The 25,357-nt window shown below is 48.7% G+C and carries 26 protein-coding genes, 1 pseudogene and 1 riboswitch; of the genes and pseudogenes, 17 read left to right on the forward strand and 10 right to left on the reverse strand.

The window, feature by feature from the left end; translation table 11 throughout:
• Window position 1: 1 nt before the first annotated feature.
• From BRW83_RS11655 to BRW83_RS04125, 3 genes are all read left to right on the forward strand, one after another.
• Window positions 2-193, forward strand: coding sequence for a hypothetical protein (locus tag BRW83_RS11655; RefSeq protein ID WP_145814999.1), 192 nt, complete (start codon window positions 2-4; stop codon window positions 191-193).
• A 185-nt stretch (window positions 194-378) separates the two neighbouring features.
• Window positions 379-1,503, forward strand: a complete 1,125-nt coding sequence (locus BRW83_RS04120) for a porin (protein WP_005881324.1) — start codon at window positions 379-381, stop codon at window positions 1,501-1,503.
• A 399-nt stretch (window positions 1,504-1,902) separates the two neighbouring features.
• A complete protein-coding gene (locus BRW83_RS04125) occupies window positions 1,903-3,018 on the forward strand; it encodes a porin (RefSeq protein ID WP_005881322.1) in 1,116 nt (371 codons plus the stop codon).
• 206 nt (window positions 3,019-3,224) lie between these two features.
• On the opposite strand, the gene xerC is transcribed toward BRW83_RS04125, so the two are convergent.
• Window positions 3,225-4,211, reverse strand: coding sequence for a tyrosine recombinase XerC (gene xerC / locus BRW83_RS04130; RefSeq protein ID WP_036603073.1), 987 nt, complete (start codon window positions 4,209-4,211; stop codon window positions 3,225-3,227).
• 1 nt (window position 4,212) lies between these two features.
• Window positions 4,213-4,887 (reverse strand): DUF484 family protein, encoded by a 675-nt coding sequence (locus BRW83_RS04135; RefSeq protein ID WP_005881318.1) that lies wholly within the window; start codon window positions 4,885-4,887, stop codon window positions 4,213-4,215.
• Window positions 4,888-5,113: 226 nt separating this feature from the next.
• Between BRW83_RS04135 and BRW83_RS04140 the strand changes: the two genes are divergently transcribed.
• Window positions 5,114-5,947 (forward strand): symmetrical bis(5'-nucleosyl)-tetraphosphatase, encoded by an 834-nt coding sequence (locus BRW83_RS04140; protein ID WP_005881316.1) that lies wholly within the window; start codon window positions 5,114-5,116, stop codon window positions 5,945-5,947.
• Here the strand turns inward: BRW83_RS04140 and BRW83_RS04145 are convergent.
• From BRW83_RS04145 to BRW83_RS04170, 6 genes are read right to left on the reverse strand one after another with little or no spacing between them, the layout of a single operon-like run.
• The gene (locus BRW83_RS04145; RefSeq protein ID WP_036603071.1) at window positions 5,862-6,650 is read right to left on the reverse strand and encodes a lysophospholipid acyltransferase family protein; all 789 of its coding nucleotides are present in this window, start codon (window positions 6,648-6,650) and stop codon (window positions 5,862-5,864) included. The two genes, BRW83_RS04140 and BRW83_RS04145, sit on opposite strands and share 86 nt — an antisense overlap.
• 12 nt (window positions 6,651-6,662) lie before the next feature.
• A complete protein-coding gene (locus tag BRW83_RS04150) occupies window positions 6,663-7,955 on the reverse strand; it encodes a dihydroorotase (protein WP_005881313.1) in 1,293 nt (430 codons plus the stop codon).
• Between the two features lie 50 nt (window positions 7,956-8,005).
• Complete coding sequence (locus BRW83_RS04155; protein ID WP_005881311.1) at window positions 8,006-8,965, reverse strand: aspartate carbamoyltransferase catalytic subunit; 960 nt, start codon at window positions 8,963-8,965, stop codon at window positions 8,006-8,008.
• On the reverse strand, window positions 8,958-9,470 hold the full coding sequence (gene pyrR / locus BRW83_RS04160; RefSeq protein ID WP_005881308.1) for a bifunctional pyr operon transcriptional regulator/uracil phosphoribosyltransferase PyrR: 513 nt from the start codon (window positions 9,468-9,470) through the stop codon (window positions 8,958-8,960). The genes BRW83_RS04155 and pyrR overlap by 8 nt, the downstream gene beginning before the upstream one ends.
• On the reverse strand, window positions 9,451-9,852 hold the full coding sequence (gene ruvX, locus BRW83_RS04165; RefSeq protein WP_036603070.1) for a Holliday junction resolvase RuvX: 402 nt from the start codon (window positions 9,850-9,852) through the stop codon (window positions 9,451-9,453). The genes pyrR and ruvX overlap by 20 nt, the downstream gene beginning before the upstream one ends.
• A 34-nt stretch (window positions 9,853-9,886) precedes the next feature.
• A complete protein-coding gene (locus BRW83_RS04170; RefSeq protein WP_231284501.1) occupies window positions 9,887-10,438 on the reverse strand; it encodes a YqgE/AlgH family protein in 552 nt (183 codons plus the stop codon).
• A gap of 264 nt (window positions 10,439-10,702) precedes the next feature.
• Here BRW83_RS04170 and dcd point away from each other — a divergent pair, with 264 nt between their 5' ends.
• The 9 genes from dcd (at window position 10,703) to ybgF (ending at window position 17,318) form a co-directional block, all read left to right on the forward strand.
• Complete coding sequence (dcd, locus tag BRW83_RS04175; RefSeq protein ID WP_005881303.1) at window positions 10,703-11,269, forward strand: dCTP deaminase; 567 nt, start codon at window positions 10,703-10,705, stop codon at window positions 11,267-11,269.
• A gap of 65 nt (window positions 11,270-11,334) precedes the next feature.
• Window positions 11,335-12,084 (forward strand): YoaK family protein, encoded by a 750-nt coding sequence (locus tag BRW83_RS04180; RefSeq protein ID WP_005881301.1) that lies wholly within the window; start codon window positions 11,335-11,337, stop codon window positions 12,082-12,084.
• A gap of 93 nt (window positions 12,085-12,177) precedes the next feature.
• Entirely contained in the window at window positions 12,178-12,594 is a 417-nt protein-coding gene (gene ybgC, locus BRW83_RS04185) for a tol-pal system-associated acyl-CoA thioesterase (RefSeq protein WP_005881299.1), read from the forward strand.
• Window positions 12,595-12,663: 69 nt separating this feature from the next.
• Window positions 12,664-13,350 (forward strand): protein TolQ, encoded by a 687-nt coding sequence (tolQ, locus tag BRW83_RS04190; protein ID WP_005881297.1) that lies wholly within the window; start codon window positions 12,664-12,666, stop codon window positions 13,348-13,350.
• 7 nt (window positions 13,351-13,357) lie between these two features.
• Window positions 13,358-13,801, forward strand: coding sequence for an ExbD/TolR family protein (locus BRW83_RS04195; RefSeq protein ID WP_005881295.1), 444 nt, complete (start codon window positions 13,358-13,360; stop codon window positions 13,799-13,801).
• 19 nt (window positions 13,802-13,820) lie between these two features.
• Complete coding sequence (tolA, locus tag BRW83_RS04200; protein ID WP_005881293.1) at window positions 13,821-14,753, forward strand: cell envelope integrity protein TolA; 933 nt, start codon at window positions 13,821-13,823, stop codon at window positions 14,751-14,753.
• A gap of 8 nt (window positions 14,754-14,761) precedes the next feature.
• On the forward strand, window positions 14,762-16,033 hold the full coding sequence (gene tolB, locus BRW83_RS04205) for a Tol-Pal system beta propeller repeat protein TolB (RefSeq protein ID WP_005881291.1): 1,272 nt from the start codon (window positions 14,762-14,764) through the stop codon (window positions 16,031-16,033).
• 20 nt (window positions 16,034-16,053) lie between these two features.
• Window positions 16,054-16,581, forward strand: a complete 528-nt coding sequence (pal, locus tag BRW83_RS04210; RefSeq protein WP_036603067.1) for a peptidoglycan-associated lipoprotein Pal — start codon at window positions 16,054-16,056, stop codon at window positions 16,579-16,581.
• Between the two features lie 2 nt (window positions 16,582-16,583).
• Complete coding sequence (gene ybgF, locus BRW83_RS04215) at window positions 16,584-17,318, forward strand: tol-pal system protein YbgF (protein WP_005881286.1); 735 nt, start codon at window positions 16,584-16,586, stop codon at window positions 17,316-17,318.
• 73 nt (window positions 17,319-17,391) lie between these two features.
• Here the strand turns inward: ybgF and BRW83_RS04220 are convergent, their stop codons facing one another.
• The gene (locus BRW83_RS04220; RefSeq protein ID WP_086131822.1) at window positions 17,392-18,192 is read right to left on the reverse strand and encodes a Crp/Fnr family transcriptional regulator; all 801 of its coding nucleotides are present in this window, start codon (window positions 18,190-18,192) and stop codon (window positions 17,392-17,394) included.
• Window positions 18,193-18,818: 626 nt separating this feature from the next.
• On the opposite strand from BRW83_RS04220, the gene BRW83_RS04225 reads away from it, so the two are divergent.
• The 3 genes and pseudogenes from BRW83_RS04225 to BRW83_RS12120 all read left to right on the forward strand — a co-directional run bounded on the left by BRW83_RS04225 (window position 18,819) and on the right by BRW83_RS12120 (window position 21,876).
• Entirely contained in the window at window positions 18,819-19,148 is a 330-nt protein-coding gene (locus tag BRW83_RS04225; protein ID WP_005881282.1) for a KGG domain-containing protein, read from the forward strand.
• 179 nt (window positions 19,149-19,327) lie between these two features.
• Complete coding sequence (locus tag BRW83_RS04230) at window positions 19,328-20,182, forward strand: hypothetical protein (protein ID WP_005881280.1); 855 nt, start codon at window positions 19,328-19,330, stop codon at window positions 20,180-20,182.
• A gap of 446 nt (window positions 20,183-20,628) precedes the next feature.
• A pseudogene (locus BRW83_RS12120) lies at window positions 20,629-21,876 on the forward strand (bifunctional aminoglycoside phosphotransferase/ATP-binding protein).
• Window positions 21,877-21,939: 63 nt separating this feature from the next.
• Here BRW83_RS12120 and BRW83_RS04245 read toward each other — a convergent pair.
• The gene (locus tag BRW83_RS04245; RefSeq protein ID WP_005881275.1) at window positions 21,940-22,872 is read right to left on the reverse strand and encodes an MBL fold metallo-hydrolase; all 933 of its coding nucleotides are present in this window, start codon (window positions 22,870-22,872) and stop codon (window positions 21,940-21,942) included.
• 181 nt (window positions 22,873-23,053) lie between these two features.
• A riboswitch (cobalamin riboswitch) is annotated at window positions 23,054-23,283 on the forward strand.
• Between the two features lie 142 nt (window positions 23,284-23,425).
• On the opposite strand from BRW83_RS04245, the gene BRW83_RS04250 reads away from it, so the two are divergent.
• Window positions 23,426-25,333, forward strand: a complete 1,908-nt coding sequence (locus BRW83_RS04250) for a TonB-dependent receptor domain-containing protein (RefSeq protein ID WP_005881273.1) — start codon at window positions 23,426-23,428, stop codon at window positions 25,331-25,333.
• Window positions 25,334-25,357: the final 24 nt, after the last annotated feature.

Genomic DNA, 25,357 nt, shown 5'->3' on the forward strand with positions numbered 1-25,357 from the left:
CATGGCCCGGTTTATCAGTTTAATGGGTCAGAACTGGCCAATGAGCCAAGAACAGACCCGGCTTCAGGTTGAAGAGTATGCACTGTTTTTTGCGCCAAAAGCAAGTATTCCGGATCTTCTGTTTTTATTTGTTCCCGAAAAAGACAGGGCAGCGGCAGATATGGACCCTGTGAGAATACCGGCGACTGCATAAACAGGGTGGAAGTATCAGTAACGGTCAGTCTGAAAAAGTGTTGTAAAAATGCCTCTCTTTTTGTGATAAAAGAATCACAAGACCTTTCAAAAGGAGAACGGTATGTTTCTCGTCAAATGGCAAAAAAGAGTTTTGCAAATAATGAACATGACTTTTGTCTTCATTCACTTTATATAGGTAAAACAATGAAAAAAACTCTTATTGCATTAGCTATCATGGGTGCGTCGGCGAGTGCTGCATACGCTCAATCCCATGTGACCATTTATGGTGTCGTCGATACCGGTCTGGTCAAGGAAACCGGTACCGACCTTCGTATGGGCAGCAACGTTGACAGCCGTCTTGGATTCCGGGGTGTTGAAGATCTGGGATCCAACATGAAAGCGACTTTCGAACTGGAACGTCGTTTTAACCTGAATGACGGAACACAGAGTAATCCTCCAGAGTTTGATATCAACAATCCAATCACTAACGTTGCTGACCTGGAAAATGTTGACAGAACTAACTGGAATTACAATGATTTCATCAGTGGAAAGAGAGTTGACTGGGTTGGGGCTGCCAATGTCGGTCTGAAGGGTGACGCATGGGGTCAGGTTCGTCTGGGCCGCGTGAACAACCTGTCGGTTGAAACCTTCCGTATGCTGGATCCGTTCAACCAGTATGGTGTCGGCGCCTCTTTGGCCAAAGCCAATCTGCTGCGCTCCGAACAACTCAGCAACACCATCCGTTACGACAGCCCATCCTGGAGCGGTTTCGGTCTTGGCGCGACCTATACCCTGGGTCAGAACAGCAAAGGCAGTACTCCTTCTGCTCTCTTCTACGATCAGATTGGCAATGACGGCTGGGCAGTCAACCTGAAATACGATAATGGCCCGATCCTGTTGTTGGCCAACTATGACAGAGCGGCTGATTCCAACGATTCCTATACCTGGAACGTAGGGGGTGCCTATAATTATGCCGGTTTCAAGGTTTCTTTGGGCTATCAGGATTCCAGATTGAAACTGTTCGAAGCAGCGGGTACCGGTGCCTTTAAAGAAAAAGACTGGATCGTCGGTCTGCAATACAAGACGGGACCTCACACCATCGGTGCATCGTATAACCGCGGTAAGGTCGAAGTTGCTGGTACGAACTTTGACGGCAGCACTAACAAATACGCTCTTGGGTATACCTATAACATGTCCAAACGTACTTCTGTTTATGCTAACGTAGCCTATACCGATAACGACGAAGAAATCGCTGGCTGGTACAACCTGAATGGCTCGAACAGGGATTCCGTTACCGGTGTACAGCTTGGTATCACTCACAAATTCTAAGAAAACCGATTCTTCAAAAAGCGAAAAGGCAGCTTCGGCTGCCTTTTTTTATTGTTGATTCAAAATCAATTCGATTTTAAACAATTTGTTTTGAATGCTGGAAAATGTTTATTAATTGTGAAGGATAAGTAACAGAATTAAAAACCGGCAAGCGAGTGTTAAAAAGATGCTGCATTTTTTGTATAAGAAATAATTTTCTGATGGCCTGAAAAATTGAGGGCAACGAGAGGGAAATTTGTTGTAAGGAAACAGCGGAAAAAGGGGATTTTTTGTAACGAAAAGATTAAAGACAGGGTTCTTTATTTACAATGGTAACTGGCAAGAGATGATAACTTGTCTTCAATCAGAATAATTGAAAAGTTTTTTTATCTTCCTTTTTAAAATAATCAGGTAAAAACAATGAAAAAAACTCTTATTGCATTGGCTGTGATGGGTGCTGCTGCTGGTGTAGCGCATGCACAATCCAACGTCACCATTTATGGTGTCGTTGATACCGGTCTGGTCAAGGAAACTGGTTCCGACGTTCGCATGGGCGGCAATGTCGACAGCCGTATCGGCTTCCGTGGTGTCGAGGATCTGGGCTCCGGCATGAAAGCGACCTTTGAACTGGAACGCCGTTTCAATCTGAATGATGGTACACAGACAAATTCTGGCGTAATCGATACACAGGATCCAGAAAGCACAAATCTGGAAACTCTGGACAGAGCAAACTGGAATTACAATGACTTCATCAGTGGAAAGAAAGCTGACTGGATTGGTGCTTCCAATGTCGGTCTGAAGGGTGACGCATGGGGTCAGGTTCGTCTGGGCCGTGTGAACAACCTGTCGGTTGAAACCTTCCGTATGCTGGATCCGTTCAACCAGTATGGTGTCGGCGCCTCTTTGGCCAAAGCCAATCTGCTGCGCTCCGAACAACTCAGCAATACCGTCCGTTATGACAGCCCATTATGGAGCGGTTTCGGTTTTGGTGCGACCTATACCCTGGGTCAGAACACCAAAGGTGGTACTTTAATGTCAAATTACTATGATCAGCTTGGTAATGACGGCTGGGCAGTCAACCTGAAATACGACAACGGTCCAATCCTGTTGCTGGCCAACTATGACAGAGCGGCCGATTCCAACGATTCCTATACCTGGAACGTGGGTGGTGCATACAGCTATGCCGGTTTCAAGGTTTCTTTGGGCTATCAGGATTCCAGATTGAAACTGTTCGAAGCAGTTGACGGCACCCTGAAAGAAAAAGACTGGATCGTCGGTCTGCAGTACAAGACCGGTGCTCACACCATTGGCGCATCGTATAACCGCGGTAAGGTCGAAGTTGCTGGTACGAACTTTGACGGCAGCACCAACAAATATGCTTTGGGATATACCTATGATATGTCCAAACGCACATCTGTTTACGCTAACGTAGCCTATACCGATAACGACGAAGAAATCGCTGGCTGGTACAACCTGAACGGCTCTAACAGAGATTCCGTTACCGGTGTACAGGTCGGTATTACTCACAAATTCTAAGAATTCCGGTTCTTTGAATGGTTAAAAGGACAGCTTCGGCTGTCCTTTTTTGTGTATATTGACCCCCGGAGCAACTTTTTTATGGCGGGGATATGCAGAGCCGATCTTTTTTGTCTGTCCAGCAAAAAGTCAGGCGGTTTCCTATCCTTCGCTAATCAGATAATGGGTCAGGCAAAAAGCTGCCTGATTTTTATTTCCTACTGAATTTACTTGTTCTTTTCGTTTTTTGTTTTGGCGCGGGGATGCGCTGCATCGTAAACCTGAGCCAATCGCTGGAAATCCAGTGCGGTGTAAATTTGAGTTGATGCAATGGAAGAATGACCAAGCATTTCCTGTACGGCGCGCAAATCGCCGGAAGACTGGAGAATGTGGGAAGCAAAGGAATGGCGCAGGACATGAGGATGGACGCTAACCGGTAATCCCAACGCATTTGCATGTGATTTCAGCCTCAACTGGACTGTTCTGGGCGATATACGCCGTCCTCTCGAGTTGATGAAAAGGGCATTTGTATGTTCCTGCTGTAAGGACGGGTCAATCAATGTTTCGCGGGTGAGTAACCAGTTTCTGATGGCATGAACGGCCGCATCTCCAATCGGGACAATCCGGGTTTTATTGCCCTTGCCTGTGACAGTGACTTCTTTTTCTTCCAGATTGATCCAGCTGGCCGAACGATATCCGGTGTCTTTGATGGCATGGATATCAAGACTGGTCAATTCGGATACGCGCAAACCACTGGAATAAAGCAGCTCGAACATGGCGTGATTGCATAACAGGGTTGCCCTATCCTGTTCGACTGCTTCTTTTTCCGAGGTACTCGCGACAACCCGGACAGCATCATCGACAGAGAGAGCTTTAGGCAGAGGTTTGTTCTTTTTTGGCGCGTGAATGTCTTCAACGGGATTGGCAGACGTGAGATTTTCCTCGATCAGCCAGCGATAAAAACCGCGCCATGCCGACAGTTTTCGGCTGATGGAGCGCGGATTCAGTCCTTTCGCGTGCAGCTTTGAAGTGAAACGACGAATGTCACTCGATGAAAGAGTAGCCAATTTTGTTTGATTGGCAAGTTCAATCAATTCTTCCAGATCGCGCCGGTAATTAATGACAGTCTGGTCGGATAATTGTCTTTGTCCGGTCAATGTATCCAGATACCGGCCAATCAGGACGGTATCTGTGGAGTGGCCGGTGTCATCCATTTCATCCGATGGTTAACAGGCGACCAAGGGCGGCGCTTGCCATTTTGCCGATGTCGGTAAGAAAGTCCGTTGCCATATCTTCCTGAAACCGGGCTTTGTCGGGCGATCCCAATACCAGAAGACCAAATGCTTCGGAGTCGGTGTTTTCACGAATCGGAATCAGGGCAGTTGAGCGAATGGCTGCCATATTGGTGAACCATGTCAGCGCTTCGATATTGTCGGATTTTCCGCAATAAGGTGTTTTCAGGGTTTTGACGGCATTGCGGATGTCTTCAGTGACGGATTGCGTAAACCATGCCATCGAATATTCTTCACGGACGTTCCAGAGCCGCAGGGTAACGTCTGGTACCGCAAAAACGGATTTCAGGCTCATGACAAGTGTCTGGGGCATGTCGACGTCGTTCTTTTCTTTCAAAAGCGCCTGCGTCCAGTCCAGCATTTTTTCAGCGAGAGCCTTATTGTCCTGTGCAGTATGCATCAGTTTGGACAATTGGAGCTCCAGCGTTTTGTATTTTCCCCGCATCACTTCCATCTGCCGTTCATGCAAAGAGACGGTTTTGCCGAGAATGGGGCTGGTCAAATGCATTTCGGGAAGAATGCCCGCGTTTTTCTGAAAAAAATCGGGATTGTCCAGCAGGTACTGGATGACGGTTGCCTGGTCAATTGCCTGAGTCATGGTTCGTTTTTTCTAGGAGACAAATAATCGGTTTTAAAACGTCATTTTACCTGAGCATATAGCCTGTGCGTCAGCTAAATTGAATGAGATAAATCAGATCAAGTCGTCATGAAGCCCATTCACATTCTTTGTACGGTGTTCCGTATCGGGAAATTGATTTTTCGGCATCCGTAAAAACCCGTTTTCGTATAGACTGGCTTTTTCATCGTATTGAGAAAAAACAGCCATGACAAGCTATGCATTGGGCGATATTCAGGGGTGCCAGCCCCAGATGCAGGAACTGCTGGAAATGATTGAAAGGGAATCGCCATACGCAAAACTCCTTTTCGCAGGTGATCTGGTCAACCGCGGTCCCAATTCGCTTGATGCCTTGCGTCAGGTAAAAAATCTGGAAGAAAAGGCTGTGACCGTACTCGGCAATCACGATCTCCACCTGCTGGCTGTGGCTGCGGGTATCGGCCAGATTAAACCTGGCGATTCGATTCAACCTATTCTTGATGCTCCTGATCGTGACGAGCTGATCGATTGGCTCAGACATCGTCCCATGGCCTATACGGATGACGATTATTTGCTCGTTCATGCCGGTGTCTTGCCGCAGTGGGATTTGAACAAGACGATGGAACTGGCACATGAAGTCGAAATGGTATTGCGTGGTTCGGACTGGAAAGCGTTCCTGAAAGAAATGTACGGGAATGTACCGAACCAATGGGATGACGGTCTGACAGGAACGGCACGTCTGCGTTGTATCGTCAACGGGTTGACCCGTCTGCGTTTTTGCAAGGCAGATGGTGAAATGGAATTTGCCAGCAAGATGGGAACGTCTGAGGCCCCTGCAGGGTATATGCCCTGGTTTGACGTGCCGGATCGGAAAACAAAGGATGTGACGCTTGTTTTCGGCCACTGGTCAACGTTGGGCCTGCTGTTACGTGACAATTTGATTGCGCTGGATACTGGCTGTGTATGGGGAGGGCAACTTACCGCTGTCCGCCTTGATGATCGGTCTGTGTTTCAGGTGGCTTGTCCCGACTTTCTTGAACCGTTTGGGGCAGAACGGACATAATCGCCTTGCGGGCATGCTCGGATAAATCTTTGCGGCTTTTCCCATTGCTGTCAATGACAGGCAGAAGCGTCAGTTCGGCAAAAATGCGGTCTTTGCCGAGGATGCTGTTAACGTTCTCGTTCATGCCGATATCACCCGAAAAATCGACTGCATCTTCAAACTCTCCCATGTGATTGACGTATTTGACGGCAAAAGGCTGTATCGGTAATTCAGCATGGATTGCGCCTTCGAAAAGATTCGGGTGAAATGGCAAAAGCTCTCCCTGTTTTGCTGTCGTCCCTTCAGGGAAGAAAATACAGCGTTCCCGGGCTTTCAGATATTTGACCAGGGTTTCGAGTGTGCTTTTGAGGTGACGGGTACGGCTGCGTTCCAGAAAGAGCGTGCCAGTGCTTTTGGCAAGTGAACCGATAATGGGCCAGTCCGCCATTTCTGCCTTGGCAATGAAGTGACAGGGAGTGACGGAATGGATCAGGAAAATATCCAGCCAGGATACATGGTTGGACACGATAAGCGCTTTTGATGACAACCGTTCAGGATGATGAACCCTGACTTTTACGCCGCAAATGTCGAGCAGTTTTTTCGACCATTTCTGGACATATCGACTGCGCCGGGCTTCACCATAAAAGGGATACAGGACGGAAGTCGTCCATAGCGCACCTGAAACGTGAAGCAACAAACGCAGTCGGGTCAGAAGTGGTTTCATACTGACGCTATTTTATCGTTCGAAAGTGACTTTGCCTTCCACAATGGTCAAACGAACGCGTCCCGGTATTTCACGTCCCAGAAACGGTGTGTGTTTTCCCTGGCTTGCCAGTTTTGACGCCTCGACAGTCCAGCTTTCAGAAGGATCGAACACACAGATGTCGGCTTTGTCGCCCACGGAGAGTTTTCCGCAATTCTTGCCAAGAATACCGGCCGGGTCGGAGGTGATTTTTGCGATCGCTTTCGACAGATTGGATGGATCGTTTTCAAGGGATTGTCCCCATTTCAGCGTCAGGGACAACAACAGTTCAAGTCCTGTTGCACCCGGGGTGGCTTCACCGAAAGGCAGGAGTTTTTCATCGTCATCCACCGGCGTGTGGTCGGAGCAGATTGCGTCGATAGTACCATCCAGCAGGCCTTCTGTGATTGCCAAACGGTCAGCTCTGGAGCGGAGTGGCGGGGTCATTCTGGCATTGGTATCGAAAAAGTCGATATCGTCTTCCGTCAGATGGATATGGTGAATGCCGACGTCGCAAGTGACGGGCAAACCGTCTTTTTTCGCCTGACGAACCAGTTCGATACCCTCTGCGGAAGAAAGGCGTCCCAGGTGGATGCGTGCGCCGGTAACACGTATCAGTTCGAAAATGGTGTGCAAACGGATCGTTTCTGCAATATAGGAAATGCCGGACAAACCCAATCTGGCAGCAACCGGTCCGGAATGGGCCATACCTTTTTTCGAAAGGTAAGGATCTTCTGGCTGCAACCATGTACTGTAATTGAACGAATTGGCATATTGCAGGGCACGCAGCAGGACTTCCGTATCGATGATGGGTTCGTTGGCTTGCGAGAAACCGATACAACCGGCGTCGGTCAGCTCGGCCATTTCGGTCAGGGCTTGTCCTTTCAAGCCGACTGTCAGGGCTCCCAGGGGATAAACATGTGCCTGATTTAAGGCAGCTGCGCGGTACTTCAGCATTTCGACCAGTCCCGGTTCATCAAGAACAGGGTCCGTGTCAGGAGGGCAGACGAGGCTGGTGACGCCACCCTGCATGGCAGCCTGCATTTCGGAAGCCAGCGTCGCCTTGTGTTCATAACCCGGTTCACGAAGACGGGCAGAGAGATCGACAAAACCCGGAGAGACGACAAGGCCTAAGGCATCGATCGTACGGTCAGGAGTGAAATTTTCGATGGCTTTGCCAGCGTCTTCTACAGCCAATACTTTCCCGTCAGCAATGGCGATATTTTTAATGCCATCGATGCCGTTGGCCGGATCGATCAGTCTTCCGTTTGCGATAAGCAGTTTCATACCAATATGTCCTCAATACTGTCCGGTTATTCTTTCTTTTAGTCCTGAACCTAGTTGCCTGCCAGAATGCTCATGACGGCCATTCTGACGGCAATGCCGAAGGTTACCTGGGACAGGATGACGGCCTGTTTGCCATCAGCCACAGCGGAATCGATTTCAACTCCCCGGTTCATCGGACCCGGATGCATGACGATGGCATCGGGTTTGGCCAGCGCAAGACGTTCAGGCGTCAAGCCGTAATTCTTGAAAAATTCCTGCGTGGACGGCAGCAGGGCGCCGTTGATACGTTCATTCTGGACACGCAGCATGATGACGACGTCGACGTCTTTCAAGCCTTCATCCATATTGGTGAAAACACGGACACCCATGTCTTCCATGAAAGACGGCAAAAGCGTTTTCGGGCCGATGACCCGGATTTCTGGGACACCCAGCGTTTTCATGGCGTGAATGTCGGAACGGGCGACACGGCTATGCAAAATATCGCCGATGATGGCCACTTTCAGATTGGTGAAATCTTTTTTGTAGTGCCGGATCGTGTACATGTCGAGCAGGCCCTGTGTGGGATGGGCATGTCGTCCGTCACCGGCATTGACGACGTGAATGTGATCCAGCTTGTGTTGATTCAGGTGGCTAGCGATCAGAAAAGGCGCTCCGGACTGGTCGTGACGCACAACGAACATGTCGGCGCTCATCGCGGTCAGGTTATCGACCGTATCCAGCAGCGTTTCCCCCTTGCTGGTACTGGATGCCGCAATGTTCAGGTTGATGACGTCGGCCGACAGGCGTTTGGCGGCGATTTCGAAAGTCGTCCGGGTACGGGTCGAATTTTCGAAAAAGAGGTTGAAAACGCTTTTCCCACGCATCAAAGGCACTTTTTTGACTTCCCTGTCCGAGACACTGACAAAGGAAGAAGCCGTATCGAGAATGTAATTCAGGATGTCTTTCGGCAAGCCGTTCAGGGCCAGAAGGTGTTTCAGCTCGCCATTGCTGTTCAGTTGAGGATTAGGCATTTTCCACCGTCAGAGAAAAAGTGTTGTCATTCAAACGTTGCAAAACCAGCTTCTCGTTTTTTTCAAGGGAAACGTGGGCAGCGACAAAATCGGCTGCGATCGGCAGTTCGCGTTCACCACGGTCAACCAGTGCAGCCAGAAGAATGCGGGCCGGGCGCCCGTAATCGAACAGTTCGTTGATCGCTGCCCGGGTCGTTCTGCCGGTATAAAGAACGTCGTCGATCAATAAAATGGTGGAATCGACCACGTCAAATGGAATCTGGGTAGGTTTGACTTCGGCTGGCAATCCCTTCTGGGCATAGTCGTCGCGGTAAAAGGAAACATCGATGAATCCAGGTGGATTATCGAGTTTCAGATCGTCCACGACACGCTCGGCGATCCAGGCGCCCCCGGAGCGGATACCGACCACGGCGACTTTCGGAGTGTTGGCCAGAGCTTCGCGGATTTGTGTCAAAAGCTTTTGATATAAAGCTTCGGCGTTCAGTTCAGTCAGAGATTGATTCATCGAAGTATTGTTGCAAAATAAGGGCAGCTGCGTGAGCATCGTCAGCCTTGCCACGTTGAAAATGGAGAACGGATGAGGAATACCGTTCATCGACCATAATGATTTCAAGCGAGAAACGACCGCGAAGCTGGTTGGCAAAGCGTTTGCAGCGCCGGGTCATTTCATGTTCGGTTCCATCCGGATAGGAGGGTAGTCCAACTATGAGTTTTACCGGTTGCCATTCTTCTATCAGTTCGCCGATTTTGGCAAAACGGATATCATTGGCTTCGGCGTTGATGATTTCAAGAGGCCGTGCCGTACGGGACAATTCGTTGCCGATAGCGGTTCCAATCCGTTTCAGCCCGAAGTCGAAAGCGAGAATGACGCCCGGGGTATTGTTCATTTTTTCTTTACCTGATAAGCGGTATGTCGTTTTCTCAGGCGTGTCCAACCTCATAAGTCAGTTTGTTCGGGTCGAAACCCAATAGCTTTATCGCAGCAGTATAACGCTGTGAAATCGGCAAATCAAAAATGATCGACGGATCGGCCGATACCGTCAGCCAGCCGTTGTGGCTGATTTCCTGTTCCAGCTGTCCGGCGCTCCAGCCGGCGTAACCAATGCTGACCAGCATTTTTTCAGGACCTTCTCCTGATGCAATGGCCTCGAGAATATCCCGCGAAGTCGTAAAAGCCACGTCATTGGAAATGGTCAGCATGGAATTGAATTTCGCGTCCGGAGTATGCAGAACGAAACCACGGTCATCCTGTACCGGACCACCAAACATGACCGGTTTTTCAAATGGCGCGGGGATTTCGGGTTTAAGGTTCAGTTTTTCAAGCAAATGGTCGAGCGTCAGCTCCATGGGACGGTTGATGACGACACCAAGCGCGCCATAGTCATTATGTTCACATAGATAGACAACCGTTCCACCGAATATCGGATCATGCATCGATGGCATCGCTATCAGAAAATGATTCGAAAGGTTCATGGGTTTTGTCTGCTTAAATGGCGTTTCAAAAATCGGATATTCATCCATTTATATATCCGGTATTGTATCAGTGTTGGCGTGATTTCCTTCAAACGGACAGTTCCGTCAAATCACTTTCCCGAAAAAATCCTTGCGAAATCTCCTGCTGGCTTCGTCCAAGTGTTCCGTAGAGGGAAATCCAAGGTAAAATAAATAAAATGTGTGCAGCAAAAAGTGGATGAAAAACATTTGTTGCAATGACCGAATTTTTTCTTGCCAGTCAATATGACCATCAAATCTGATAAATGGATCCGGCGCATGGCCGAAGAACACGGAATGATCGAACCGTTTGAAGCCGGTCAGGTCCGTTCCGTCAATGATAAAAAAATCGTTTCTTATGGCGTCTCTTCATATGGTTACGATATCCGGTGCGCCGACGAATTCAAGATTTTCACGAATATCAACAGTACTATCGTCGATCCCAAGAATTTCGATGAAAATTCATTTGTCGATGTCAAAAGCGACGTCTGCATTATTCCTCCCAATTCGTTCGCGCTGGCAAGGACGGTTGAATATTTCCGTATCCCGCGCAATGTATTGACGGTCTGTCTCGGCAAGTCGACTTACGCCCGCTGCGGCATCATTGTCAACGTAACGCCTTTCGAACCGGAATGGGAAGGTTACGTCACACTTGAGTTTTCCAATACAACCCCGTTGCCAGCCAAGATTTATGCATGGGAAGGCTGTGCACAGGTCCTGTTCTTTGAAAGCGATGAAGTCTGCGAAACATCGTACAAGGACAGGAGTGGGAAATATCAGGGGCAGGTTGGGGTGACTCTGCCGAAAGCGTAAATCCGGCAGACAGGTATTTGCAGTACGGGTAATTTGGTTTTCAAGCTTGTTTTCTATAGAAGTCTATGCTGATCTTTTATCTGCGCAAATTGACCAGTGTGGAAAGAAGCGTCAAAGCGGATATCCACCTGGGATTGTCTTTGGCATTCATCGCCGGTGCGATGAATGCGGGTGGTTTTCTGGCTGTCCAGCAATATACCTCGCACATGACGGGGATTATCTCCAGTATGGCCGATGGCCTCATCATCGGAAATATCAATCTTGCCCTTGCCAGTGTCGGTGCACTCATCTGTTTTATTGCCGGTGCCGCCCTGACGGAACTCTTCGTTAACTGGGCACGGGGAAAACGCCTGCAAAGTGAATATGCGTTGCCGCTCATTGTGGAAGCCGGCCTTCTCCTCTGTTTCGGCATGCTGGGAGCCAAACTTCATCGTCATATGGGGCTTTTCGTATCCATAACCGTGATGTTGCTCTGTTTCCTGATGGGACTGCAAAACGCCATCATTACCCGTATTTCCCGTTCCGTCATTCGCACGACACACATGACCGGTATCGTGACCGACATCGGAATCGAGCTCGGCAAGCTTTTTTACTGGAACCGGAAAATCGACCGGGAAGACGAGGCTTATGTGAAGGCGAACCGCAGCAAGCTGATGCTGCTCGGGTCTCTCCTGTTCATGTTTTTCTTCGGCGGGGTGGCCGGGGCTTTCGGATTCAAACTGATCGGATATAGTGCCACGATTCCTCTTGCTGTTTTTCTGCTGGTTCTGGCCTTCATGCCGGTTGTGGACGATTTGAAAAGAATCTTTTACTGAAAGTTTCATTTGTAACAATTTTTCGGAAAATAGAGCTTGATTGTTACCGTCTAAAGCGCTAGCTTATGCTCATCTTTCACTCGCAATGACATTATGTCCTCTTTATTCGAATGGCCTGTCCGGGTTTACTATGAAGACACTGATGCAGAGGGTGTCGTTTATTACGCTAATTACCTGAAATTTTACGAACGTACACGTACCGAATGGCTCCGTTCGCTGGGTATCAGTCAGGAAATACTGAAAAACAAACACAATATTATTTTTGTAGTCAAAAACGTGTCGATCGATTACAGGCGTCCGGCCTTGCTTGACGATGAATTGACGGTAACGGCAGAGGTAGCGCAGTTGAAAGGCGCTTCCATGTTGTTCGAGCATACCGTTTTAAAAGAGGGAGATGAATTGAACAAATGCAGTGTGACAATCGTCTGTGTGGATGGAAAAACCATACGGCCGACTGCCATACCGGATGAAATTGCCAAAAAGATGCGTGACGGACTTGCCGGCAATTAAGGGATAGCTGTACCGGGATAAGCAGATGTCCGGTGCAGGCGGATTTTCAATGTTTTTACTTTTTATAAAATGACTGTTTCCCAAGATCTTTCGTTTATTTCGCTGATCTCCAATGCGTCTTTGCTGGTTCAGCTCATTATGGCTTTGCTCGTAGTCGTTTCCCTTATGAGCTGGACGTTTATTTTCCAGAAAATGTTTGCGATCAAAAGCGCCCGGACTGAAACCGTCAGTTTCGAACATGCTTTCTGGTCTGGCGGCAACTTGCAAAATCTTTACCAGCGCGCAGGAAGCAATAGCAAAACTGGTGCACTGGAACGAATTTTCCATGCCGGTATGGGTGAATACATCAAGGGTAAAAACGCCATTTCAGGTCATACGGCACAGGATACCGTTGCCGTTTTGGACGGTGCCCGCCGTGCCATGCGTGCCGCATACCAGCGTGAAATGGACAGTCTTGAATCCCATCTGGCCTTTCTGGCCTCCGTCGGTTCGGTTTCTCCCTATGTCGGCCTTTTCGGTACGGTCTGGGGCATCATGAACGCTTTTCGCGGATTGGCGAACGTGCATCAGGCGACGCTGGCAACGGTTGCACCGGGTATCGCGGAAGCGCTGATTGCGACGGCTATCGGCCTGTTTGCAGCTATCCCGGCTGTGGTGGCCTATAACCGCTTTTCTCACGATATCGATCGCCTGTCCATCCGGTTTGAAACGTTTATCGAAGAGTTCTCCAACATTCTCCAGAGACAGTCACGGTAGGTGAGCCATGTCAGAACAGATTTCAGGTTCCTTGCGAAGCGGCCGCAAAAACAAGTTCAAGTCCGAAATCAATGTCGTCCCGTATATCGACGTCATGCTGGTGCTACTGGTTATTTTCATGGTCGTGGCGCCGATGACGAATCCGGGTACGGTCGATTTGCCTTCAGCCGAGAAAACGGCGTTGCCCCCAACTGACTATATCCAGATCTCCCTGCGCCCGGACGTTTCTGCTGAAATCGGGATTCACCGGCCCGGCAAGGGAAAGGACACTTTCGAATCGGTCCCAGACAGGGATGCACTGATAAACAGCCTGCAGGTCATACATGCGGAAAATCCGGATTTGCCTGTGTTGATCGCGGCGGACAAGAATATTATTTATAACGAAGTGGTGCAGGTAATATCCGATGCCAAAAAGATGGGTATCAGCCGGGTAGGACTGGCGACGAGGTAAATGGGGTACTCGCAAGATAATGGAAAACAGTCTGCTCGCCATACCGAAAGAAAAAAAGCTGAAGCCTGCTTTTGTGCTGGCCTTGCTGGTACATCTTGCACTTCTGGTTTTCCTGTGGATTGGCGTCAGCTGGCAAAGCGAGACCGGTGATACCGTGGAAGCAGAAGTCTGGGATATCAAGGTCCGCGAGGCCGCTCCACGCGCAGCTGGTGAACAGTCGGAACTGGCGGCTGCTGAACAGGCAGAACTACAGGCACAGGAAGAAAGCGCTCCTCCGCCTCCCGCTCCGGCTGTAAAAGAGGCAACGCCAGAACCGAAAGTGACGGCACGTCCGGATATCGCACTGGAGCAGGAGAAGAAAAAAGCGGAAAAGAAAGCGGCAGAAGACCGCAAAAAAGCGGAAGCCAAACAAAGGGCGGATGAAGCCAGGGCACAGCGGGAAGAGCAGGTTCGCCTGAAAAAAGAAGCGGAGCAAGCTAGCCGAAAACAGAAAGCTGAAGCGGCTGCGTCACAGAAACGGGCGAAAGCGCTCCTGGATCAGGAAGCTCGCCGGATTGCCGGAGGCGGCAGCGGCGGCGGGAAAGGCAAGGGCTCCGGCGGTGGCGGTACGAGGACAACGGGTCCAACCGGAACGGGAGGCAGCGGAACAGCGGCCCGCTCGACGGGACCCGGAACGGCCGACGCAGCTTATATTGCCAAGGTGAGAACCAAAATCAAGAATAACACCTCGTTTAATGCATCGTCGGCGATCATGGGGAATCCCCCCGTTATTTATGATGTCGAATTGCTGCCGGACGGAACTTTGCGTAATATACGTAAACGCAAGTCGTCTGGTATCCCGGGGTTCGATGAAGCGGTGTTGAGAGCCATTGAAAAGTCAGCGCCTTATCCAAAAGACAAGACAGGACGTGTTCCATCCAGGTTCTCTGTAACACATAAACCGAAAGACTGAATGTGACTATGAAATCATTTTACCGTTCCTTGCTGTTACTGGTTTTCTCTGTTTTCCTGTCGGCTCAGGCTGTTGGACAGGAAGTGCTGAACATCGATATTGCCGGTGTCGGAAACAAACAGATTCCCATCGTCATTGCCGGTTTTTCCAATGAAGCGACCGCACCTGAAAAAGTGACCAATATCATCAAGGCCGATCTGGCACGAACCGGGATGTTCAGGCTGATCGGTACGGATGCGATTATCGGTGAATCGGCTGATATCGATTACAGGAAATGGCGTGCGCAGGGGGCGGATGCTCTGGTCGTCGGAACGCTTGTCAAATCACCTGACGGAAAGATCGACGTTCGCTATCGCCTTTTCGATCTGGGCAAGTCAAGCCAGTTGTCTGCCTTGTCGATGCTTGCTCCCGCTTCCATGACGCGGGTGACCGCTCACAAAATTGCGGATGACATTTATGAAAAACTGACAGGTCATAAGGGCATTTTTGCAACCTGTATCGCTTACGTGACCAAGACAGGCAACGAATACCGGCTTGAAATCGCCGATGCGGACGGCGGCAATAAACTGGTTGCCTTAAGGTCGAAAGAACCGATTATTTCCCCGTCATGGTCTCCAGACGGTACCAGGGTCGCCTATGTCTCGTTCGAAGCCAAAAAACCGGTCGTTTACGTACAGAATCTGGTGACACGCCAGCGGACAATGGTGGCCAATTACAAGGGTAATAATTCAGCGCCGTCCTGGTCTCCTGATGGAAGCAGGCTGGCTGTGGCCTTGTCGAAAGACGGCTATACGCAGGTTTATACTGTCAGTGCCAATGGTGGGGCCTTAAAGCAGATCACACAGACCAGAAGCATCAATACCGAACCGCAATTTTCTCCTGATGGCCAGTGGATTTATTTCACGAGCGATCGCAGTGGCGGCCCACAGATTTACAAGGTCGGCGTTAATGGCGGCAATCCGCAGCGCGTGACTTTCCACGGAAATTACAATATCAGTCCCCGTGTTTCGCCGGACGGCAAGTCACTGGCGTATATTTCAAGACGGGGAGGTTATCAGCTTTATCTGCTGGATCTGACGAACGGTCAGGAACAGAGACTGTCTGATACTTCAAGAGATGAATCGCCAAGTTTTTCGCCAAACGGACAGTTCATCATGTATGCGACCAATGGCGGTCGTGGCGCTCTTTCGGTGGTTTCGGTTGACGGGCGTGTCAAACAGCGTTTGTCGATGAAAGCCTCAGATGTTCGTGAACCCTCCTGGGGTCCATTCATGAAGTAAACATTTATAAGGGAATTATCATGCTTGATTTGAAGAAGTTGGTCGTTATCGTGTCAGGCGCCTTGATCCTGACAGCTTGCGGTTCATCAGTGAAACTGGATGAAAATGCACCTGTTGAAGACAAATCCGCTTCGGGTTCGTCATCGTCAATGGATTCGCGTCAGGTTGGAACCGTGACGGCGGGATCGCTCGATCCGTTAAACGATCCGAAAGGTGAACTCGCCCAGCGTAGCGTTTATTTTGATTTCGACAGTTTTGTCGTCAGCAGCCAGTATGAACCGGTTGTACAGGCTCACGCCAAGTATCTGAACAGCCATAAAGACAGGAAGGTCGTCATTCAGGGAAATACCGATGATCGCGGTGGCCGGGAATACAATCTGGCTTTGGGACAGAAACGTGCCGAAGCCGTTCGCAAATCCATGAATCTGATGGGCGTTTCCGACAGCCAGATCGAAGCCGTTTCCTTCGGCAAGGAAAAGCCGAAAGCAACGGGAAATAACGAAGCTGCCTGGGCTGAAAACCGTCGTGCCGACATTGTTTATCAATAATCATGAAAAAATCCTCCCGTTTATTCATCGCTCTGCTGGTTGCCGCTACATGGCTGCCGATATCGCAGGCACATGCCGGTTTCTTTGAAGATGACGAAGCGCGTCGGTCCATTCTGGATTTACGCGCCAAGGTAAAAGATCTTGAAAACTCGAAACTGGACAAATCGAGTGGAGTGAATCTGACTAATCAGGATGACGCATTACGTGATGAAATCGCCAGGTTGCGTGGACAGATTGAAGTTCTGACCAACCAGGTCAAGACGATGGAAGAACGCCAGAAAGATTTTTATCTGGATCTTGATACGCGTTTGAAAAAACTGGAACCACGTGAGGCGACGGCTGCTGCAAAGGAATCGACTGCTGACAGCAATGAAAATGCGGCTTATGCCACAGCGGAAGACAAGTTCAAGGCAGGTGACTACAAGGGAGCTGTGTCGGCTTACAACAGCTTTCTGAAGCAATATCCGAAATCAAACCTGATTGCATCGGCACAGTATCAATTGGGAAATGCCTACTATTTGCAGGGTGACTATAAAAATGCGTTGAAACAGCAATCTGCTGTCGTCAAGCGCTATCCCAAAAATCAGGTTACCCCTGATGCCATGCTGAATATGGCAAGTTGCCAGATCGGCTTGAACGATATTGCCGGTGCCAAAAAGACACTTTCCGAGCTGGCTAGAAAATACCCCAAATCAGGCGCGGCTAAAAAAGCGAAAGAACGTCTGGTACAGCTTTGAGGGATTATGGCGCGATCGTTTTAAACATTAAAAAGGGGATCATTCGATCCCCTTTCTTTTTGTCTGCTAGTGATCAGGCGGAAGCATGTTGACCGGCATCCGTTGCTTTAGGCAAGGCCGCTACCGAGGCGGACTTTTTTTCTTTGCGCGCCTTTGCTGTCGGCAGTCTGCGAAGATTGCGCAAGGCTGGAAGGTCCTTGATTTCAATGGTTTTCTGATCGACGCTGATCCAGCCTATTTCATGAAGGGCCGATAAGGTACGGCTGACAGTTTCAAGCGTCAAACCGATATAACTGCCGATTTCATGTCTCGTCATGCGCAGGTTGAAAATGCGGTGGGAATATCCCATCTGGGCGAAGCGGTCAGAGAGGGAAACCAGAAAACGGGCGACTCTTCCTTCAGCTGACAAGGTTCCGAGCATGCAGATCATCGCCTGTTCGCGAACGAGTTCACGACTCATGACGCCATACATGGCATGTTCCAGTTCCGGATAGGTTTTGCCAAGAGAAGTCAGTTTCTTGAAAGGAACCAGAATCAGGTCACAGTCGGACAAGGCAACTGCTTCGGAAGAATGGAATTTGCTGTGGATGCCATCGACACCCAGCAAGTCGGACTTCATCGGAAAGGAAAGCACCTGTTCATTACCCAGTTCGTCGATCATGACGGTTTTCAGAAAATCGGAATTGACGATGTAAAGCATTTCGAATGGCTGACCGATTGTGTGAATGCGTTGGCCGGTTTTGAACTGGACATGCTGGAAAAGGACTTCTTCATTTGCCATTGCCGTATTGGCCGGTACCGGGATGCGCAACAAAGTGCAGATATCTTTCAGGTTGGACCAGAGTTTTCCATTTTTCTGTCTTCCGGCTTCCATAGAGGAGGTTTTTGAAATGTCGGCGAAAGAGTCGTTTGGTTTGGCTGAAAACATAATCGATACCTCCAATTAAAATGATTTATGAATTTTTCTTTCGGGAAACTGATTCATTGAGAAAGGTTTGTTTCTTTATTGAATCAGTTGCGTTGTTTGAATTATGTCAATTTAACCAAACGATGCATATCAGCTGAAGCTTAATCTGAATGTAGGAATAATAACGTTTCTTATAGGAATTTTCCTACATGATAGGCTAAGTTGTTAATTTTGCTATTGATTATTATCAAATGCGTCAGTAAACCATTGAAAGGAAACGATTAAAAACGTATTTTTTTTGCATGAATTTCTTTAAGGAAACAATATTTTTTCTTTTTAACGTAATAGATGTCTATAAAGCGCTTGAAATTTATCTTTTATTTCACTGTCAGATTAATTCTCTGTTAATTCAATATTTATTTTCCATGTGGCAATAAAAAGCGAATCAGGAACTTTTAACAGAAGGCCGTCTCCAAGTCGTCGTAGTGTTGTTATCGATGAATGAAATCTTTTAATCGATTGATTCATTAAAACGAGGTCAGGAATTCAACGAGTTTCCGACTGAAATGTGAATTATCACAAGGAGGATTAACATGGCTTCACAATCCAAAAGCAGAGCGGGGAGCAAATCCGGTATGAGTGCCGGCTCCAAATCTTCAAGTTCCCGCAGTACTCCTGCAAAACGCGGTTTTGCCGCAATGAGTCCCGAAAAACAGCGCCAGATCGCCAGCATGGGTGGCAAAGCGGCTCATGAAAAAGGAACGGCTCATGAATTTACTTCAGAAGAAGCTCGTGCAGCCGGTCGCAAAGGTGGTGCAGCAGTCAGTAAAAACCGTGCACATATGGCGGCGATCGGTCGTAAAGGTGGAGCAAGCAGCTCCCGTTCCTCGGCTCCACGTTCGGCAACGAGCGCAAGAAGCTAAAGGAAAAACCGGCAATGAGCCCTGTTTGAAAACAGGATTATCAGTAACCGGTTCAAGCCGTTATTCGGCATGATGACGGGGGGCTTTGCTTTGCAAAGATGCTCCCCGTTATTTTTTCCGGACGATGCAAACAATATCCGAACGTCGCCTGACGTAAAACATGGATAAGGAGAAAGAAAATGACGGCAGTAAAAATTGAGGAAAGTTCAGTTGTCGAACGGCAACCGATTTCGCCTGAGGATGCGAAAAGACTCATGCTTCCCGGAATTAGATGGAGTGCCATTTTTGCAGGTGTTGTCGTCGGTATTTCCGTACAGACATTGTTGGGAATCCTGGGTATTGCCGGTGGCCTTTCGACGATCAGCAGTGTCGCAACAGGTGAGAGTGCCGGTTTCGGCCCGATGCTCTGGACACTGGTCAGCCTGCTGATTTCAGCATTTGCGGGCGGTTTTTTTGCTTCCCGTTTGTCAGGTTCGCGCAGAAAAGGCGATGGTGCCATGTTCGGTGCCGTTACCTGGGCTGTTTCGATGCTGGTTTTTGCGCTGATGCTGTCAACCGCAGCGGGTTCTATACTGAATGGCATGATGTCGGCCGCCAATACGACGGTCGTCTATTCAGCTCCGGCCAATACAGTGAGCCCTGCTGTTTCTGCGCAATTGCGCCAGGAACTCGGGGGTGAACTGAATAATGCCAATTTCCAGCAATTGCAGCAGTATTTACAGGCAGGACAACGCGAGGAAGCAATCGTTTATCTGACTTCACTTGGTATCGAATCGTCACGAGCCGTGTCGGTTGTGAATAACGCGATGGATCAGATCGGCAGCACGGCAGTCGTCACGACCCAGCCACTGATTTCACCTGACCAGTTGATCCGGGCGGTCAGTGCTGCAGCATGGATGGTCTTTGTCGGCGTGACTTTATCGCTGATTGTTTCCGTTTGCGGTGGCATTATCGGTGCCAAATATGCCTACCGTTCCATCTGGGGAAAAAACGGCTTCCCTCGCATGTCGAAGGAAAAAAATTTCATCGATTGAGTTGATTTGACAAAGACGAAGGACGGTAGAGACAAACCGGTTTATGTTTATTCCATATTTTATCGCCTGATTAAGTCGGTCGGTAGCCTACAACGTGACAGGTGAAGGGATTGGGTAAAACTATGCAAACCGGTTTGTCTCTCCAGAATCGATTGATACAAAACTGGCTGGCGATGCTTTCAGAAGCGGAGCCGGCCAGTTCCCTGATTGAAACGCATATTTCCTGGGTACTTTTAAGTGGCCAATATGCGTACAAGATCAAAAAAGCGCTTCATACCGATTTTCTCGATTATTCCGATCCGGGAATGCGTCGTTTTTATTGCAGGGAAGAGATCCGGCTGAATCGGCGAACGGCGCCGGATATTTATCTGGACGTTGTCCAGATAGGAGGCACCCTGGATAGGCCTTCGTTGAGTTCCGGACCTGTTCTGGAATATGCCGTCAAAATGCGACAGTTCGATATCGATAAACAACTGGATCATCTTCTGAAAAAAAATCATCTGACGCAAGAGCATGTCGACAGTCTGTCCGACGCGATTTCGAATTTCCATCTTCTTTTGCTTCAGTCATATGAACAGGAAGAACCATCCCGTTTCGGATCGCCTGAATTTGTGTTGGAACGGATGCTTGAAAATCTTCGTGAACTGAAGGTTTTGCTGGTGAAACCGGATGACCTGACATTATGGGAGGAACTAAAGCAATCGCAATTGCATGAGTTCACACTGGAACGTGACAAACTGGAAAACCGCGAAAAAAACGGTTTTGTCCGTGAATGTCATGGCGATATGCATATGGGAAATCTCGTGGTCGTCAATGGCAGGGTGATACCGTTTGATTCAATCGAATTCGATGCCCAATACCGCTGGATGGATGTCATCAGCGATGTGGCATTCGCTTTTATGGATCTGCTTTATTTCGGAAAGAAATCGTTTGCATGGCGATTGTTGAACCATTATCTCGAACAGACGGGCGATTATGATGGCGCCCCTCTTTTGCGGTTTTATGCTTCTTGTCATGCCACGGTCCGGGCAAAAGTTCACCTGATGCGCGAGTTGCAGGAAACCGATGAAAACCGCAAGCCTGTTGCTGACGATGCACCTTATCGGCGATACATGATTCTGGCTAACGATCTTCTGAAAAAACGGCAATCCGCACTTGTTATCACGATGGGTTTGCCGGGATCGGGCAAAACGGTTTTTGCCAATCTGGGTGCCGAAAAACTCCCCGGAATCTGTCTTCACTCCGATGTGGAACGCAAGCGCCTCTTCAATGAACTCTCCGACAGATACAGCGAACAATCGAAATATGAGGTCTACGATTATTAGCTGAAGACGGCCGATACACTTTTGCAGGCTGGCATGACGGTCATCGTCGATGCCAGTTTCATGAAAGAGGGCAATCGTACCCTTTTCCACAAGCTGGCCCAAAGCCGCTCGGTTCCATTTGCCATCGCAGTGATCGCTGCTGACATGGATTCGATGAAGCAGCGCCTTCTTGAACGCAAGGAACGCGATGATGATGCATCCGATGCGGATGTCGATGTCTTGATGAAACTGCAAGAAGAATGGGAACCATTGACCGAAGCGGAAAAACCGTTCGCCGTGGAATTCGTCAATGAAGGGAATACCGGTTTTGACATTACTTCATCGGCCTGGCATGCGCTTTACGACAAGTTACGAATCCAGACGGAATGATGAATGATTGAAATATACGAAAAAGCCGGGTCATTTCCCGGCTTTTTCATTTGCGTTCTTTTGTCAGCCTAGCTTGTCGAGACGGAGTATCTTGCCTAGAACCCCGGATTCCAGTTTGCTGCGTTCCAGTTCTTCCTGTTCCCAGATGTGAGGCAACACATGCATCGGCTCATCAAGTGGTTCGTCCGAAAGCTTGAAAGTTCCCCAGTGCATGCCGACGAATTGTTTCGCCCCCAGAGTCTTGAATGCCCGGACGGCTTCTTCAGGATCGATATGCTGCGCACGCATGAACCAGCGGGGAGCATACGCGCCTGCCGGTAGCATGGCAGCGTCGATATCCGGGAAACGCTCTGCGATCTGTGCAAAACCGTCGAACCAGCCTGTATCGCCGGAATGATAAACGCGCAGACCGTTTTTCGAAATGACATAGCCGCCCCACCAGCTCGTATTGATATCAGCAAGACCCCGGCGGCTCCAGTGTTCGGCCGGGACGAAAGTGACATCGATACCGTCGATTTCTTCCTGCTGCCACCAGCTCATTTCAATCACTTTTGGAAAACCGTTCTGACGAAACCAGATACCGAGCCCTTTCGGCACGACATAAACCGGATCGGGTCCCAGTCTCTTCAGGGTCGGCGCATCCATATGATCCCGATGGTTGTGTGTGATGAAAACGATGTCGATTTTTTGGGGAAGTGCTGCCCAATCCAGTCCGGGCGGCGAATTGCGTTTGATGAATCCAAGCGAGCGGGACAGGACAGGATCGATGAGCATGTTTTTGCCGCCCAGCTGAATCAGAAAAGACGCCTGCCCGATCCATGTCAACGTATCGCCTGTCGATTTGTAAAGCGATGAACCGTCATTCTGGACATAAGGAATGGGAACACCGGTCGCAGGTGATTTGGGACGGCGCTCGTCATGCCAGCCCAAAAGCCATTTCAGTGTCTGGCTGCCAGCCGGTTTGCGGAAATTCCCTTTCAGATTCTTGAAAAACATGCGTTGACTCCTTTGATGGAAGGTATTTTACCTTTTTGGGAGAAAGACGTTTTGACAAGCCGACAACTGGTTTCAGGGGAACAACATCTTCCTGTAAAAGGCATGACGTTGTTTTTTTGTATATATTCCAAAAAAGAAGAGCGGTAACCGACGAGTTTTCGCTTTTGAACAGACCTGTCGTTTACAATTTGAAACGTTTTGGTGCTCGCGCATCTTTCTGATGTGCGGTTAAACGGGAAACACGAAGCTTTCAAAGCCAACGTGTGCTGCCCCCGCAACGGTAAGCAGGTGTCCTTTCAGGACGCGTTGTCCCCCAATACCACTGTGCAAAAGCATGGGAAGGTAGACGACAGTTTCAGGCATGACCTGAAAACCTGTAGCCCGGATACCGGCCAAGCGCGATAGGTTGTACCGCGGACGGGGATGTTCCGCGAATGCGTTCGACTGTTGTTTCCGGTTTTTCACGCCTTCGTTTTTCTTCCTTGTAACCGTCGGTGCGTTGTTTTGTTTGAGTCTGCGGGGACGCCGGCTCAGCTCGTTAATGGAATTTACAATGCATTCCCCTGTTTCAAAAACATATTGCTTTAAAGCGATCAAACCCGTATTGCTCGTATCCATGCTCGCAAGCTGTTTTGCAACTTCTGCTATTGCAGAGGAAATTGCTGGTACGGAAGAAAAAACCCTTCAACCTGTTGTCGTGACCGCTTCCCGTGTCGAACAGCTGCAAAAGGATGCCATTCCCAGCACGACTGTGATTACGTCGAAGATGATTGAGAACAATAAATTATCTGATGTACCTTCCTTGTTGCGTAGCGAAGCTGGGATTGAGTTTTCACGTACAGGTGGTCAGGGAAATGCGGTATCCGTTTTTATGCGTGGAACGGAATCGCGGCATGTTCTTGTTCTTCTGGATGGGATTCCCATTCAGGATGCGGTTTCAACGGGAACTGTCGATTTTCTCTCACAAGTCCAGCTCGATCAAATCGATAGAATCGAAGTAGTGCGAGGCAATGTTTCTGCCATTTATGGCTCTGGCGCTATGGGTGGCGTTATTCAAATTTTTACGAAACAGGGATCGGGCAAACCTTCAGGGAATGTTTTTGCCGAGTACGGTACGCATAATACTGTCAAGTTCGGGGCCGGTGTTTCCGGACAGCATGACGATACCCGGTTTGCTCTTTCGGTTACCCGATACAAGACGAACGGTTTTTCTTCAATGAATCCGGATAAAAATTCTTTGGTCAATCCAGATGACGATGGTGACAGGAATGTCAGTTTGAATGCTTCTGTGTCGCAACGTTTGAATAAAGACCATGAAATTGGTGCCCGTTTTTATATGTACAATGCCAGATTCGATTTCGACAGCGGCAGTGGACCGGAGGATAATGCTTTTGGTAAATCCAAACAGAAAACAGCGTCTATATTCAGTAAAAACCGGTGGACGAAAGATTGGCTTTCCACTGTGACACTATCCTATACCGATATGGATCGTCCGACACAGGTTGTCAATACTGTGCCCGGGATGTGGGGAAGCAATGATTACAAATCGAGATATCAGAATCAGGCAACCCGCATACAATGGGAGAATCAGATTTCATTATCCGAAAACTGGACGTTGACAGCTGGTGTCGACGGAACAAATGAAAGAGGGAAAGTTGGGGATGGATACTCCACTCATTCTTATGATGGTGATAAATATAGCGCTTTTGCCGGTCTGATCGGTAAAATGGGAAATCATAATCTTCAGGCCAATGTCCGTTATGATCATGTTGATGATGCCGGAGCGGATACTACTGGATATCTGGGATATGGTTATGATCTCACATCAAATTGGAAACTTCTTGCAAGTGCTTCAACATCTTTTCTGGCTCCCAATCTTTACCAACGTTATGTCCCGATATATGGAAACAAGGATTTGAAATCGGAACATTCCACGAATTACGAAGGTGGCATTCAATATGCCAATAACAAGGATTTGCTCAGATTAACTGTTTTCCAGTGGCATACACGCGATCTGATCTCAACGGATGCTAACTGGAACTATATCAATATCGGAAAAGCAAAAAGCACTGGTGTTGAATTAAATGCAGCCACGAATCTTGTTGGTTTGGATGTCCGTGCCAATTTGACATGGCAGGATCCTAAAAACAGGGAAACGGACAAGCAATTGTTGAAACGGGCCAAATTCTTCGGTTCTTTAAATATTTCCAAAACAATGGGTGCCTGGTATTTCGGAGGGGATATTCAATATAACGGAAGTCGTGACGATTACAAGAGTGTAGTTGATACTTACAATTTGAATTCATATTGGCTCGTCAATCTGAATGCCCGTTACAATATAAACAAGAATGTCTCATTGTATGCACGCATCGAAAATCTGTTGAATAAAGATTATGAAACGACTTACGGTTACGAACAACCCGGTCGCGGTGCCTATGTCGGCGTGAACTTCAAGATGTAAAATGCAGGTTATTTAAACCTGTGG

The sequence above is a fragment of the Oxalobacter formigenes genome, assembly GCF_002127965.1.
Lineage (GTDB): Bacteria > Pseudomonadota > Gammaproteobacteria > Burkholderiales > Burkholderiaceae_D > Oxalobacter > Oxalobacter formigenes.